Source organism: Zooshikella ganghwensis (genome assembly GCF_018263875.1).
Classification (GTDB): Bacteria; Pseudomonadota; Gammaproteobacteria; order Pseudomonadales; family Zooshikellaceae; genus Zooshikella; species Zooshikella ganghwensis.
The window spans coordinates 195,190-211,432 of record NZ_JAEVHG010000004.1 but is presented as its reverse complement, the minus strand read 5'-3'; the positions used below and the strand labels follow the sequence as shown (position 1 = coordinate 211,432).

The window sequence follows — 16,243 nt, the reverse complement described above, 5'->3', positions numbered from 1 at the left end:
ATTTACAAGGAAAGTAAAATGAAATATTCCAATGCATATTTAATGTATTGCACGGCAGTCACTTCTCTTTTTGTTATATCAACCACATTGGCTTACCAGACAGACCCGCCGCCCATTCAACAAAAGCTTTATACCATTCCATTGAGTGAATTAAAAAAGAAAGAAAAAGCATTAACTGACACGCCTCTCATGAATAAAGTAAAAGCATCAATCATAACTCTCGATAACAATAAAGTTGATGCTATTCAACCTGGCAATCCCAAAAATCCTGACAATGTTAAACGGGTAGAGTCTCTCGTCTCTTTAGATGAATGGAATTTTCTTTTTAGTAAAAGAAACAGTGCTTATACCTATAAACATTTTTTACAAGCTGTTGGAAAGTTCCCAGCTTTTTGCGGTGATACACCAAATATCTCCTATGCTGATAAATTTTGTAAAAAGTCATTGATAACCATGTTTGCACACTTTACCCAAGAAACAGGTGCTCATGCACCTAACTGGGAGCTACCTGAGTGGCGACAAGGGTTATATTATGTAAGGGAAGTTGGTTGGACTGAAGATATGAGAGGTGGTTATAACGCAGAGTGTAATCCTGACACATGGCAGGGAAAAACATGGCCCTGTGGCAAGTTTCCTGATGGTTACTTTAAAAGCTACTTTGGTCGAGGTGCTAAACAACTTAGCTATAACTATAATTACGGTCCATTTTCTGATGCGATGTTTGGCAGTTTCAGACCTCTTCTCGATCATCCAGAAAAAGTAGCTGATACCTGGCTTAACATCGCTAGCGCTGTATTTTTCTTTATGCACCCTCAACCACCCAAGCCCAGCATGTATCATGTGATTAATGGCACCTGGCAGCCCAATAAGCATGATCGCGATAATGGTTTAGTTCCTGGTTTTGGGGTAACTACCCATATTATCAATGGTGGGATCGAGTGTGGCGGTGCCAAAGAACACAGGCAGTCAGTGAATCGAATACATTACTACCAAGCGTTTGCCAAGCACCTAAAACATAGTATCCCTGATGATGAAGTGCTGGGTTGTGCGAATATGAAACGCTTTGACCAGTTTGGTAGTGGTGCTCTTAATATCTACTGGGAACAGGACTGGCGGTGGGACCCTTCAACCCCTTCAGGTAAAAGCTATGCCTGTAAGCTCGTGAGCTATCAAACACCTTTCACAGCTCTAAAAACAGGCGATTATATTAAATGTGTTCAACTCCACTTTGATGATTTAGTCATTGATCCTGAGAGTTAGATATACCCACAGCGAAGGGTATACATAAAAAAACCTCAGTCACTCAACCAATGACTGAGGTTTAATTTATCTTAATCTCGCCTAGATAAACGTAATATAAGGTAAAATTGACTGCCCCATAATCCAAACAAAGCTGAAAATAGGCAATCCCGCTAAACTTAATAGCATTAACCCAATAAATAGCATTGTTCCGTAACGTTGATTAAGCACTTGATACGCTATTCCTGCCTTTTTGGGCAGCAAGTAAGGCAATATATAGTGGCCATCTAATGGGCCAATAGGCAGCAGATTAAATACCATGAGAATAAGGTTTAAAACAGCTAACCCTGTGAAAAAGATACCAGGACCTTCACCTGCAAACATTTCCAAGCCATTTTGGACACCAAACATATAAAGGTTGATAGCAATTATTGCTACCAGTAAATTCATCATTGGCCCTGCGGCAGCAACCACTAAGCTTGCATTGGGTGAGGTAAAATTTCGTGGATTCGTCGGAACGGGTTTGGCGTAACCAAAACCTACACACAGCGCCATGAGAAAGCCCATGAGATCAATATGCGCTAGTGGGCTTAACGATACTCGTCCTTGTTGTTCCGCAGTGCGATCACCGTAGTATTTTGCGGCATAGGCATGGCCAAACTCGTGAAAAGTAAAAGCAATAATGAGAGATATAACGAATAGGATAAATGTGGCTATCTGACCGTGATAAAGCAACTGCAACATGTACTTCGATTCCTTAAGTCATACCTAATAGCATGCTAACCATTAAGGCTATGTACTTTAAGTATGTAATAACACAAGGTGCTATTGTACTCAGGACAGGGTAAAAATCAATTCTTGACACGCGTTACAGCACTGATTAATCGCTTATTCATGGCAGATTATGTCGAAGGATAAAAGAGGGGAATTCAAACCTAAAACGTTGGGGTTAAGAGAGATGATAACAAAACCACAGAATCATTCGTGAAGGCTATATTCATTCCATGAAATAGACAAAGTAATTAATTCTAACCACTTCGTAGTTTTATACTTTATCTTATGTATTTTGTTTTAGTATCAATTCATTTGATTATTTTCACATATTTTATCTCACCACCATGTAATTATTAATATCGTACCAACTCATTATATGTTGGAAATATTTTTCTTTAAGCAAAAAATATTTACTTATTAACTCTCCTTGGTAAAAGGACTATCAATCAATAGGTGCCCATTACACATTATTCGCCACACTTTACGAAGCTATACCCTAGCAAGCTTTTAAGTAACTAAACACTCACATGTATACATATAGCTTAGGGTAAAAATAATTTGTGTAAGGGAATTAAGTACAGGTGATGTACAATGAAGATTTATCGCTTAAATAACGTCATTAGACCATATGCGTCTTGCGAACAGAATCAAATAGCAAAATCGAAGCAGCAACCCCTCAAAAAACTACTCATACCTCAAACATTACTTACATTAAGTATTATCGGTGCGACAACAGTAATAGGCAGTGGTATTGCTCAGGCTGAAAACGGTCAAACCAGTAAGCTTGAAGATTTCCCTATACAGCACTTGCTCTACTCTCCAACGGAAATGTCTCAGTTTGATTTAGCGCAGTATCTAGCTCAGCATGCTCCTCACCTTAACCAATATGCCGAGGTTATTTCGCACTGGAGTGGATTTACCAGTATTAGCCCAAAAGTCTTACTCGCATTAATGGAGCAACAATCGGGTATTATCACTAACTCATCAGCAACAGAGGCTGATTTACAATCACCTTTTGGCAACCTATCTGTGAAAGTAGGATTTGAAGTACAGATTGAAATCATTGCGAAACGGTTAGCCAAATTACATTACCATCCAAGTAAATCTTCAGCATCATTAAATGCTCAAACAGCTGATACGTTACAGCTAAACCAAGCTCAAACAATTAATCAGTTATTCACACAAAATGAAGCCAGTGGCGAATTTACAACGACGAGCGACGCCTCTAATTTGCAGCGATTCATTGAAACTTACAATAGACTTTTTCCCAATGAACTCAGTAACAGTACAACATCATTAACTGAAGATAATTATGTTCAACTTCCGCCAGACTCGATGTTTCAACTTCCTTTTCCAGTCGGAGAATACTGGCATATAGGTGGCGCTCACACCAATACCGGAAGTGGTAATCGTCCTTTATCCTCTCTTGACTTTAACAATGGAGGAAACTGGGGAAGTGATACTTCAAATCAGTGGGTATCTGCTGCAGCTTCAGGTGTAGCCAAAGTACATTCTTCGTGTTCTCTTGAAATAACCCATAAAAATGGTTGGTCAACGCACTATTATCACTTGTCTAATATTAAAGTTCGTACAGGTGATCAGGTATCAATAAATCAGCCTATTGCTAATTATGCTAGTAATAAATCTCAAGCACTTTGTAATGGAGGTCACTCTACAGGCCCTCACCAGCACTTCAGTTTGAAACTACAAGGTCGGTACATACATCTTAACGATGTATCCCTCTCTGGTTATAAAATCCATACAGGGCGTGGCAGCTACGATAATAACTGTAGTTTCTTCTGGCTTACAAAAGATGGCGATAAACACTGCTCTGGCCGTATCTATAATCCAGGCATTGATAGTAATGATGATCCAAGTGTGCCACCGAGTTCTCCACAACCTCCTAGCACACCTCAACCACCGAGTAGCCCAGAGTGGCCACAGTTACCATTACCACCAAATAATACAGGACCAGACCTACGTGGACTTCCTGGTATGATTTGTAATATTGTTGCGACCTCAATCTGTGCAGGTACAGGTCAAACTATAACGGCACCACAAAGCAATCTATTTCCAGCAACAGAGCAGGAACAGCAACTAAATAATCCTAATGTTGATTTTTGCCAGCTCGCAAAAGCCATTTGCGGTATTATTGATAGTCAGTTTCCTTGATACTCTTAAGAGTACTTACACTCCTATAAGGGTACTTACGCTCATATTTTCATATGAGCAAACTGCCACATAAACGGCAGTTTGTTCATATGATATACCCACAACCAAGGATATAAATCAAGCACTAGCGATATGCAGCATCTGTCACTTTAAACCAACATAAAATACCCTACTGACCCCAGTATAGGGTTTTACATCACCCGTAATGGGCTGCCGATAAGCCCCAACATGCCGAATACGATACAGTCCCTGCGAAGTATTCTCAGGTATTTGCCAACGAATAATTACATTTGATGACCCCCAAATAGGGTCAATTCGTTTCCACTGCAAGCTTGTGCTCCAGTCATTATCTGTAGCAACCGTTTTCCACTCACCTTGCGTAAAAATTTCAACATATAAGTAGCTTTTACCCACTCTAAGGTCATTTCGTAAATGCCCAGACCAAAATGTGACAACGACTTCATCACTTGTTTTATATTGGCTAAGTGCATCACGTTCAACCATACCTATTTTCTTATTGAGAGGTGCTTGATCATAGACGACAGGTAAGTCAAAACTAATTTGATGTTTACTCAAATCACGCGGTTTAGGTTCTTTATAGTTATTCTGAACTTTATTTATATCATGTAAACTTTGTGCTAATTCACTCACAGCTTGACGATACGCAGCTAAAGTCCATGGCCCAAAATGAGTAGAGCCTCCTTCATAGTGCTGCGCATTATATTCTTCAAATGTTGTGACATACCCCGAGTACGCATTGCTATAGCCTGCCATCACTGAAACCCTGGTATCAGGGTAATATTTTGTTAATGTCTGCAAAATACGCCGACCTGCCATTACCGTAAATTCACCAGGTAATGCCACCACAACAAATGATCCTAATTGAATCAAACTGACAGGAAGCACCTCAGGGCTCCAGGGAAAGGGCTTAGCATTACCCTGTGCCAATATAATAGGTTTTGGCGCATGACATGTTTTTTGTTTTGCTGTAGGTTGGCTTAATAGTGCTGCAATTGCCTGCCAAAAAGGATTTTCCTGTAACTGGCCTTCATGAAAAAAATCAAGTCCTCGACCATCCTCGGTACCTGCCGCAAACGCATAGCCTAATGCGGCAGTACAAGTCTGCTCCATTTTTCCTGCAGTAAACTCCCGACGCACCCACTGTTTGCTCATATCAAAATAACGATGTCGATATTGTATACTTCCAGTTAGTTTTTGGTTCGATTGTAATACTAAATCTCGTGCTTTTTTAAACTGAAGTTCACCAATGAGTTTCGTACTTTCTTCCGGATTTTTCCCTGGTCCAGTACCATCCAAGTTAATGTTAGGTGTCATGTCACCGGCATTAGATTGTGCAAAAGCCGAGACAATATTTACGCCCCAGACATCCTTGGCATACTTTTCAAATAAGTAGGCTGCATAGCCTTTATTATCAGAATTTATAAACTTATTTTCTTTTGGCATAGAGACGGCATGTGATGGAAACCAACTTAACACTCCAACCAGCTGTCCTTTTTGCTTAAAACTAAGGACTACCATTCGCGTATCTTCTGCTGAATAACGCTCAGCATCTTTGTTCTGCAAATAAGCCTGCAAAGAACGATTACGATTAGCACCTTGCAAATGACCTTCATTTATGAATAATTCACCCGGCTGAAGGTTTTGATGTGCTTGAGTAATAGCGTTGGTAATCCCTTTAACAATTACGTCAAAATTCTGTTTAATAAATCCTTTTGTCGTAATGTTATACAATGCGTAATGTGAAAATCCTCCTGGACCTGAGTGAGTATGCGTAGCACTAATCACTACATTATGATCATGATAATAACCTGGCAATACTTTATTTAGGCGAGTAACAACAGCTTGTTTGATAGCTTGAAAAGCCATTCCTGTATCAGTAACAACATAAACCACGCTATCATTTGTAACTTGATCTTTGACAATAAATGCTCGTGCCCACAACCTGGTTTTAATTCCTTCGGCCACTTGATCCAAGTCAGCATAACCCATAAATAATACTTCAGCTGCTGGCCCTGTAATATCAGCTTTTCCTACACCTACAGCATATTTTGCAGAAAGTGACGGTGAAGACACATAAAGCAGAATGAGCAATGCAATATTTATAATTCTTATTTTCATTGTATTTTGTCTGTCCTTAGCATACTTGTTATTATTTTATTTATGGTTATATACTCTCAGCGAAGGGTAAAATGAAAACAGACCACACCTTTTACTGAGGAAATAATGTTCTTCATTAGTCAATATGCTTCTGTTCAGTCATTACCAAACTATTTACCAACAAGTAACAACATGTATCAAGGCATATTGATTTCGCAATATCCTCATTGCACCTGATACTCAAATAGAAATAATGAAGAAGACATAAAAAAATATAAACTATTTGTAACAGAATTCCATTTCACAAATAGACACTATGATTTTATCTCTACGATCTTAATCAAACACTTAAGTCTCTCCCACTAAAACTTTCCGGTTTTATATACCACAACATCAAGTATTAAAGGTCACTTTCTAACATAAAAGTCAGAAAACAAACTTATATTTTCAGCCAATTACATTTTTTTACTTTGTTACAATTAACTAAAACTGGCCCCCAAATTAACCTACAAGCGTACTTCTTTATTTTTAATGGCATCTAGACTCAATTAACAACAGGACTAAATGCTGCAAATTAGCGCACAATGCACCAACAAATTGCTATTTTTTTAATAGGCGTTTTCTTACAAAAAAATATCCTATTGTTTTTAAAGACTTTTTTAGCATATACTTATGGCAAGAGTTATGCATTTAACAATTTTGTATTGCCATACAAAGCAAAAATATAATATATTTTTAGTGTGGAATAAAAAAACGGACAAACAGCTAGCTTCAATCCTAGCAGATGGAAACATCTTATATCATTAAACACATAACAAGCTGTAATGAGAATAAAAGTTAAAAAAGACTGGTGTAGCCAGTGCATATAAAACACTAAAAGTCTTTTTTAGTTTCGTTTAACTCGGTAACTAGCAGTATTAAACAAGTATATTTCTGGTGATGTATACTCAAAAAGAAGGGTTTAGAACATCCAGTGCTTTTATTTGCTCTGCGCTAATCACCTAAGCTATCCACAAAACAAACTTAAATAAGAACTATTATTTAGCTAAAAATCCTTAAACAGGGAGTGTGACCATGCCATCGACGAGACTGTTAAGTCTTTTTTCTGCAGCAACAATTGCTTTCAGCCTAACTAACACTTATGCAGTAGCTAACAACTCAATTACCCAAAAAACTGACCGTCTCATCATTAAGTTTAAAAAAAGCCAGTCAGCCTCAGTAAGCAGTGATAACGCTAACAGTGCACATGCTCAAATGCTAAGAATGGGCTTCAAACCACTGCATAAAACTGCATCGGGTGCACAAGTATATAATTTGGGCGAGCTTGTCGATGTATCCAAAGTGAGTGAAATTGCAGAACAAATCTCTCATACAACAAGTGATGTTGAGTATGCAGAACCCGACTATATAATGACGGCATTAAATACTCCAGATGATCCAATGTACAACCAGCAATGGGCTTATTTTGACACCAAAGGTGGCATAAATGCGGAAGCAGCATGGGACCTTACTACAGGTAAAATGCCTTCTGGAGAGTCTGTTGTTGTAGCAGTGGTTGATACTGGGGTTCGTCCACATCAGGATTTAAAAAACAATCTCCTACCTGGCTATGACTTTATCTCTGATGCCTGGGCTGCAAACGATGACGATGGTCGTGACGACAATGCCTACGATACTGGAGATGCAATTAAAGCCGGTGACTGTGGAACTGATGGTTACGGCAACCCTTACCCTTCTCAAGACCAAAGCAGTTCATGGCATGGAACGCATGTAGCCGGAACAATTGCTGCGGTGGGTAATAACTCCGTAGGCGTTTCTGGTGTTGCCTGGAATGCTAAAGTACTTCCTATTAGAGTCTTGGGTAAGTGTGGTGGATATACCTCTGATATTACAGATGGCATGATGTGGGCAGCAGGAATTGATGTTGATGATGCTCCTCGTAATACTCACCCAGCGCAAGTTATTAACTTAAGTCTTGGTGGTTATTCAAGCTGTAGCCGGACCTATCAAAATGCTATCCAAGCAATACGCGACAGAGGAGCTTCTATTGTAGTTGCTGCAGGTAACAGTGATGACAATGCCAAAGACTACACGCCTGCCAGTTGTAGTGGTGTTATTACTGTGGCAGCCACTAACAAAAAAGGCTTCCGTGCAAATTATTCCAACTACGGAACTGTCGTTGATGTTGCGGCGCCTGGCGGTGAAACATCTTGGTTCTATAAAACAGGTGGCATATTATCCACACTCAATGCCGGCTCCTCAGCACCCGGAGAAGACAATTACGATTACTATCAAGGTACCAGCATGGCTGCACCACATGTAGCAGGTACTGCAGCTCTACTTTATGCAGTTAATCCTGATCTATCACCTAGCGCTGTTGAGCAAATTTTAAAATCAACAACGCGTAGTTTTCCAGGATGTTATACACGTGGCTGCAATAACCTTTGTACTGAAGACACTTGTGGTACAGGGATTATTGACGCAGGTGAAGCAGTAAAGAAAGCAAAATACTACTAATATTACTCAAAAAGTAAGGATGAGAACCATGGAGGCTTTTTCACAAGCCTCCATTCTTGTTGAAGCATCCATGCATTAGAAAACGCATTCTAGATTCTAGATAAAAAGAATACTTTTTATATGTACAGCTCATAGCAACAGAAAGCACTAGATGTATACCTTTGCTATACGCCATAACTTAGTCTTTCTTATATGTCATTAAAGTTTGACATATAACCTTTTTTGACAAACATTTAATACATATTGCAAAGCGTTGTACTGTGCAGTAATAACCAGCCAAGCTCAGCATATATACTCATATATGAAGGGTATATTAATAATAAAAATGAACTCTCTTGACTAGTCCACATTCATTTTTTTATTTGGATGAAAGAAGTTACGCTCGACTTGTTTTACCAGCAAAACTCAGCCAAGCAGTTAAGTGAAAGTTAGTTCATATAACAATGCATACCAAGGAAATTCAGCCACAAAACCAGCATGGAGTGCCAATAACATGATAAAAAAAAACAGTTCCCCGCAACTTGGACTTCTTTCTATTGTAGTACTCGCAAGTATTACTAGCCCAGCTTCGGCTAACAACTTCTCTCTAAATTCTGAAAAAGCAGAGCAAGGCAAGGTTGTAACTAATATCGCAGCATCTACTAACCGCCTAATTATTAAATTTAAAACACCCAAAAATATAAAAAATACGCCAGCTGCTGCCATCAGCAAAGCTCAAACAGCATCAGCACTTTCAATGTTAAGTGCATTTCAGGCAAAGCCTTTACGGTATACTTCAAATGGTGCACAAGTTTATAGCTTAGGTGAAACCCTTGATATCAATACCGTTGAATCCCTAGCCAAACAGATAAGTAATGATAGCGCTGTAGAATATGCGGAACCTGACTATATACTTACCAAGCAAGAAATGCCTAATGACGCTCGTTACAGTGAGCAATGGAATTACTATGAGAAGCCAGGGGGTATTAACCTTCCTGATGCTTGGAACATAACAGCAGGTTCAACAAAAACAACTGTCGCCATCATAGACACCGGGCTTGTTAAACACCCTGATATTGATACCAAGCGAATCTTGCCTGGTTACGACTTTATTTCTGATGCCTGGACTGCCAATGATGGTAATAGCCGGGATAACGACCCACTCGATACAGGTGATGCCATCAACGCTGGTGAGTGTGGCCAAGATAGCTTTGGCAATCCAGTACCAGCCAAAGACCAACCAAGTTCGTGGCATGGAACTCATGTGGCGGGGATCATTGCAGCCTCTGGCAACAACCAGCAAGGCATTGTCGGTATAGCGTGGAAATCCAATATTTTGCCTATAAGAGTATTAGGCAAATGTGGTGGTTATACCTCAGATATTGCTGATGGTATTCGCTGGGCTGCAGGTTTAAACGTTCTCGATGCACCTAAAAACCAGTATCCAGCCCAAGTTATTAATATGAGTTTAGGTGGAAAACACGCCTGTGGCAGGACCTATCAGAATGCTATCAGTGATGCTATAGCTCAAGGCACATCAATCATTGTAGCTGCTGGAAACAGTGCTGATGATGCAAGCCAATACACACCAGCGAACTGTAAAGGCGTTATTTCTATTGCAGCAACAAACCGAAATGGTGATAAGTCATATTATTCGAATTATGGGCAGTCTGTTGATGTAGCCGCACCTGGAGGAGAAACACGTATTATCCAAAATGGCCATGTACAACAACAAACGTACAATGGCATTTTATCCACCATAGAAGGGGGCTACGCATTCTATCAAGGTACCAGTATGGCTGCTCCCCATGTTGCTGGACTGGCTGCTTTAATGTATTCAGTTAACCCTAAGTTGACGCCGACAACCACAAAGCAGATTTTAAAAGACACGGCAAAAGTATTTTCAGCCAATGCAACTCTTTGTAAAAAATACGGGTGTGGTACTGGAATAATTGATGCAGGCGCCGCAGTCAAAAAAGCCAAATCATTGCTTGATGAAGATACAACAACGCCACCTACGCCAGAGACAGATAATAGTTGCTCATGGTTAGATTGGAATTGTTGGCCTTATTAATTCTTTAACTTGATGATAGCGATGGTATACCCTTCGCTATCATCAGTTAAGCTGAGTGTTATAGTTTAAAACTGCTCATCATCAAGTGAAAATAAATCTTCACTGCCAGCCATAATACACTGCTCGAGTCCATAAATACGTGGTAATAACTTATTAAAGTAATAGCGAGCTGTTTTCAATTTAGCATCATAAAAAGCATTGTCCTTATCAGATTTATGCGTTACTACCACAACAACTTTTGCCCACATATATGCATAGGCTACATAGCCAAACAAGTGTAAATACTCAACAGAAGCAGCACCCACTTCATTTGGATTATTTTTTGATTTATCAATCACCCAAGCGGTCACTTTTTCCAATGTAGCAATGGCATTTTGTAGTGGTTTCAAATACGTATGCATAGCTTCACTCTGTTGCTGCTCTATGAACTCACGCATTTCTACCACAAATTCAGCAACATACTGACCACCATTAGCAACGACTTTACGCCCTACGAGATCAAGTGCTTGAATACCATTTGTGCCTTCGTAAATTTGTGCAATGCGTACATCGCGAACGAGCTGCTCCTGCCCCCACTCAGAGATATAACCATGCCCGCCAAGGACTTGCTGCCCCAAAACACAAGCATCTAAGCCCATATCACTAAAGAAGGCTTTAGCAACAGGCGTCATGAGTGCTACAAAGTCTTTTGCCTTTTTCTGCTCAGTTTTATCTTGGCTGTATTTAGCTGTGTCTAACTGCAAGGCTACATATGTGGAAAATATCCGAGCACCCTCAGTTAAAGCTTTCATATTAAGTAGCATTCGTCGTACATCAGGATGAACCAATAAGGGATCAGCATACTTGTCAGCACATTTTACTCCAGTAGGTGATCTTGCTTGTAACCGGTCTTTGGCATAATTTGCAGCAATTTGATAGGAAGCTTCAGCACAACCAATACCTTGAATACCAATGGAGAGTCGCTCATAATTCATCATGGTGAACATGTACATTAAACCTTTGTTTGCTTCACCTACTAGAAACCCTCGTGAACCATCAAAGTTTAGTACACACGTTGCTGAGCCCTTTATTCCCATTTTATGCTCAACAGAACCACAGTTGACCTGATTAAACTCACCTAAAGAGCCATCTTCGTTCACCCATATTTTGGGAACAATAAACAGCGATATCCCTCTAGATCCTGCAGGAGCATCAGGTAATTTTGCTAAAACTAAGTGGATAATGTTGTCAGTAAGATCGTGCTCTCCACCAGTAATAAATATTTTTGTCCCCGTAATCGAATATGTGCCATCACTATTAGGCTCAGCTTTAGTTCGAATAATACCTAAGTCAGAACCTGCATGTGCTTCAGTTAAACACATAGAGCCTGCCCACTCACCAGAATACATCTTAGGTAAAAACTGTTGTTTTAGTTTATTATCAGCATGTGAGTCTACGGCTAAACAGGCCCCTACTGTTAACACTAAATATAAAGCCAGTGAGTTATTTGCCCCATAAAGCATTTCTTCAAAGTGAACAGACAGCATTTTTGGCATTCCCATTCCGCCAAATTCGGGATTACCTGTAATACCTAACCATCCACCCTCAGCAATCGTTTGGTAAGCCTCTTTGAAACCTTGTGGCGTTTTAACCTTACCTTCTTGCCAAACGACACCTTGGCTATCACCTGACTGGTTTAGAGGTGCCAGCAGTCCTCCAGCAATCTTATTGCCTTCTTCCAAAATAGCTTCAGCAATATCACTATCAACTTGCTCTTTCAATGCCGGCCAAGATTGCCACTTAGTCTGACAATTAAAGACATCATTAAGTAAAAAACGAATATCGGTTAAGGGTGCATTATATTCAGCCATGATGGCACCTCAGCAAAAATTAAATTAAGTTTTTCTAGTATATCCATATCCACTGCGACGACTTAAATAGTTCGCAAATGGAGTTAACCACTATACATTTTATGTAGTGTTTTATTGATGCTTAACATCAAATAATAATAAGTGTGACCTCTACTCCAACGCTTTCAACCATCCTTTGAAATAGCTATATCTAATATTACTATAATACCTTATAAACTTTTTTATTGTATTCGTCGCAATATGACTCATTAGTATTATTATATACCGATCACGAAGGGTATAATTTGCTCAAACTACTCTCTGATTTAACGCGTAGTGTTACATACAATTATCAGCAAAATATTGCATGATATTTATCAATATTATTTTAACAATTTTCTAATACAGTACGATTTACTAGGTCCTGTTAACACTCTACTTAATAGATGGTTATGTTATTTCATGGAGGAATAAAACATGAGTATGGTTCCGTGGAATCCCTTTAGCGAGCTCGAAACACTGCTTGATCGTTATCAGCGCATGTCTGGCAAATCTGCACAAACACCAGCAGGGGGGCGGGAAGCAATGAAAGTGAATGACTGGTCTCCCGCTGTTGATATTATTGAAACCGCTGAAGAGTACCTTATCAAAGCTGAACTACCAGAAATCAAAAAAGAAGATGTCAAAGTGACAGTCGAAGAAGGCGTATTAACGATCCAAGGGGAAAGGAAGTACGAGTCAGAAGAGAAAAATCGTAAGCATCACCGCGTAGAGCGTTTTTATGGCAGTTTTGCCCGTAGCTTTCACCTTCCTGAAGATACTGACACCAGTGCTATTCGTGCTGAGTTTACCGAAGGTATGCTCAACTTACATCTACCTAAAATGGAAAAACCAGCCACTCGTTCAGTAGAGATCAATATTAATTAACCCATTATTACATCGGGAGCATATGGTCCATGTCTAACAAAAATGGTGCCGTGTGCTCCCGAAAATATATTCTCAATAACCGCCATAACGACTCAACTTTAGTTTTTAACCTACCAAATATATAAGCTGAGCGATTAAGCCTGCTTACTATTATTTCTTGTCATTCTTTGTAAAACGTAGACTTATCAATTATTTTTGTTCTTTAAAGCATCAAACCCAAGTAGTCATATCATGAAGTTATGGTTCTTAGTTATTATTCACAGTATAAGTACTCTTCTTAAATGCCAATCATTACAGCATGACTTAGTTTGTCATCAGCTCACTAAAAATCAAGAAACAAAAAAACAGCTTGTTTATATTATTTGGGTCATTACCACATTTTTTATGCTTATTTGCACACTATTATTACCTGTAGTCATCATTATTATGTTGAGTACGACATTTTTAGGCTTCATGATTTTAGATGAAACAGAATAAAAAAAGCCCGCTAAACGCGGGCAAGATAAAGGAGCTGTATGAAAATTACCAAACCAAAATCTTTATACACTTCACTTTGAACATAGCAGTGTGCTTTTAGTAAAAAGCACACAAATCACTGAATTATTCAACTCCAAACTCGTCTTCAGCAATTTCCATCAAATTATCAGCACCTGATAGTATCGCTGCTTTATGCATTTGGGTACGAGGTAAAATCCGTTTAAAGTAAAAACGTGCGGTTTTTACTTTAGCGCTATAAAAGCTTTCTTCTGTCGTTCCCGCTTTTAACTTTTCCTGGGCTACTCTTGCCATATCAGCCCAGAAATAAGCCAAGCAGGCATAACCGGAGTACATCAGGTAATCAACCGCTGCAGCACCTACTTCATCCCGGTTTTGCATAGCAGCCATACCCACCTTCAGGGTGATATCTCCCCACTCTTTGTTAATTTCAGTCAATGGCCCAATAAACTCCTGCAAAGCTTCTTCATCAGCATTAGCCTGACAGAATTTATGAACCACTTTGGTAAAGCGCTTCAGTGTTTCACCCTGAGTCATAAGCACTTTACGTCCGAGCAGATCGAGTGCTTGAATACCCGTTGTTCCTTCATACAACAGCGCAATTCGGCAGTCCCGAACATTTTGCTCCATTCCCCACTCACGGATATAACCATGACCGCCATAAACCTGCAGGCCTAAGTTAGCTGCCTCAAAGCCCACCTCAGTCATAAAGGCTTTTGCTATAGGGGTAATAAAAGACAACAGTTGCTCAGCTTCATTTCTCATTTCGGCATCAGGTGAAAGCTTAGCAACATCGACTAATTTCGCAGCGTAATAGGCTAACGCTCGATTACCCTCGCCAAATGATTTGATCGTCATAATCATACGACGAATATCAGGGTGAACAATAATGGGGTCAGCAGGTTTATCCGGTGCTTTGGGACCAGACAAAGAACGCATCTGTAAACGGTCTTTGGCATAGGTTAAAGCACCCTGAAAGGCCACTTCGGTATGTGCCAAACCTTGAAGCCCCGTACCCAAGCGCGCTGTATTCATAAAGGTAAACATACAGTTTAAGCCTTTATTCGCTGGACCAATTAGATAACCTGTAGCCTCATCAAAGTTCATAACACATGTTGAGTTACCATGAATGCCCATTTTATGTTCAAGGGAACCACAGTGAACTGCATTACGCTCCCCTGGCTCACCCTGCTCATTAGGCAGCCTCTTAGGCACAATAAATAAAGAAATACCTTTGGTGCCAGCAGGGGCATCCGGCAAACGTGCAAGTACGATGTGGACAATATTATCAGCCAAGTCATGCTCACCCGCTGAAATAAAGATTTTGGTACCTGAAATACGATATGAGCCATCAGCATTAGGGTCAGCTTTACAACGCAGCAGGCCCAAGTCTGAACCACAGTGAGGCTCAGTCAGGCACATCGTGCCAGTCCACTCACCTGAAATCAGCTTGGTCAAATAAACTTGCTTTTGGTCTTCTGTGCCATGGGCAGACAGCGTATTCATTGCACCATGGCTTAGGCCAGGATACATACCCCATGACCAGTTTGCTTCACCAACCATCTCACTAAGCACCAAGCCCAAAGACTCAGGTAAACCCTGGCCACCATACTCAGGCTCATGGGCCAGTGATGGCCAGCCACCTTCTACATATTGTTTATAGGCTTCTTTGAAGCCTGAAGGCGTTGTTACACCCTCAGCACTCCACTTGCAACCTTCTTCATCCCCTGAGAGATTTAATGGCGCTAGCACTTGCTCACAAAACTTTGCTCCCTCCTCCAAAATCGCATTAACCATATCAGGTGTTGCGTCTTCACACCCAGGCATCGTTGCGTAGTGCTCTGGATAACCCAACACTTCATCTCTAACAAAACGAATATCACGTAAAGGTGCTTTAAATTCTGGCATAGTGCTAACCCCTCACTCTGGTTTACTTCTTGTTTTTATTTGTTTTTACAAATTTGTGTGTTGCTTTTGTCTATCCTGGTTTGTTGCAACATTATGTATGTATAGCGCTTCAGGAGGATTCTAACTGGTTGTTATTTGAGCATAAAAATAATAAAACAGTTGTTTGAAACATACGTTGGCAAGTTTAACTTGTCAAGTTAAAGCCATGTGT

10 protein-coding genes are annotated in these 16,243 nt (G+C 39.9%); 6 read left to right on the top strand and 4 right to left on the bottom strand.

Features of this window, described 5'->3' with window-relative positions:
• The first annotated feature begins 18 nt into the window (after positions 1-18).
• On the top strand, positions 19-1,260 hold the full coding sequence (locus KHS79_RS08565; protein WP_212718289.1) for a chitinase: 1,242 nt from the start codon (positions 19-21) through the stop codon (positions 1,258-1,260).
• An 81-nt stretch (positions 1,261-1,341) separates the two neighbouring features.
• On the opposite strand, the gene KHS79_RS08560 is transcribed toward KHS79_RS08565, so the two are convergent.
• Positions 1,342-1,983 carry a site-2 protease family protein gene (locus tag KHS79_RS08560; protein ID WP_051311732.1) on the bottom strand — a complete coding sequence of 214 codons (642 nt, stop codon included), beginning with the start codon at positions 1,981-1,983 and terminating at the stop codon, positions 1,342-1,344.
• A gap of 621 nt (positions 1,984-2,604) precedes the next feature.
• Between KHS79_RS08560 and KHS79_RS08555 the strand changes: the two genes are divergently transcribed.
• On the top strand, positions 2,605-4,185 hold the full coding sequence (locus tag KHS79_RS08555; protein WP_212718288.1) for a M23 family metallopeptidase: 1,581 nt from the start codon (positions 2,605-2,607) through the stop codon (positions 4,183-4,185).
• Between the two features lie 144 nt (positions 4,186-4,329).
• Here the strand turns inward: KHS79_RS08555 and KHS79_RS08550 are convergent, their stop codons facing one another.
• A complete protein-coding gene (locus KHS79_RS08550; RefSeq protein ID WP_212718287.1) occupies positions 4,330-6,324 on the bottom strand; it encodes a neutral/alkaline ceramidase in 1,995 nt (664 codons plus the stop codon).
• A 1,053-nt stretch (positions 6,325-7,377) separates the two neighbouring features.
• Between KHS79_RS08550 and KHS79_RS08545 the strand changes: the two genes are divergently transcribed.
• Positions 7,378-8,820, top strand: a complete 1,443-nt coding sequence (locus tag KHS79_RS08545) for a S8 family peptidase (protein WP_212718286.1) — start codon at positions 7,378-7,380, stop codon at positions 8,818-8,820.
• Positions 8,821-9,313: 493 nt separating this feature from the next.
• A complete protein-coding gene (locus tag KHS79_RS08540) occupies positions 9,314-10,873 on the top strand; it encodes a S8 family peptidase (RefSeq protein ID WP_212718285.1) in 1,560 nt (519 codons plus the stop codon).
• 65 nt (positions 10,874-10,938) lie between these two features.
• On the opposite strand, the gene KHS79_RS08535 is transcribed toward KHS79_RS08540, so the two are convergent.
• A complete protein-coding gene (locus KHS79_RS08535; protein WP_094785778.1) occupies positions 10,939-12,723 on the bottom strand; it encodes an acyl-CoA dehydrogenase C-terminal domain-containing protein in 1,785 nt (594 codons plus the stop codon).
• Between the two features lie 456 nt (positions 12,724-13,179).
• On the opposite strand from KHS79_RS08535, the gene KHS79_RS08530 reads away from it, so the two are divergent.
• Positions 13,180-13,629, top strand: a complete 450-nt coding sequence (locus KHS79_RS08530; RefSeq protein ID WP_027707805.1) for an Hsp20/alpha crystallin family protein — start codon at positions 13,180-13,182, stop codon at positions 13,627-13,629.
• A gap of 231 nt (positions 13,630-13,860) precedes the next feature.
• Positions 13,861-14,106, top strand: coding sequence for a hypothetical protein (locus tag KHS79_RS08525; protein WP_212718284.1), 246 nt, complete (start codon positions 13,861-13,863; stop codon positions 14,104-14,106).
• 123 nt (positions 14,107-14,229) lie between these two features.
• On the opposite strand, the gene KHS79_RS08520 is transcribed toward KHS79_RS08525, so the two are convergent.
• On the bottom strand, positions 14,230-16,032 hold the full coding sequence (locus KHS79_RS08520) for an acyl-CoA dehydrogenase C-terminal domain-containing protein (RefSeq protein WP_027707807.1): 1,803 nt from the start codon (positions 16,030-16,032) through the stop codon (positions 14,230-14,232).
• Positions 16,033-16,243: the final 211 nt, after the last annotated feature.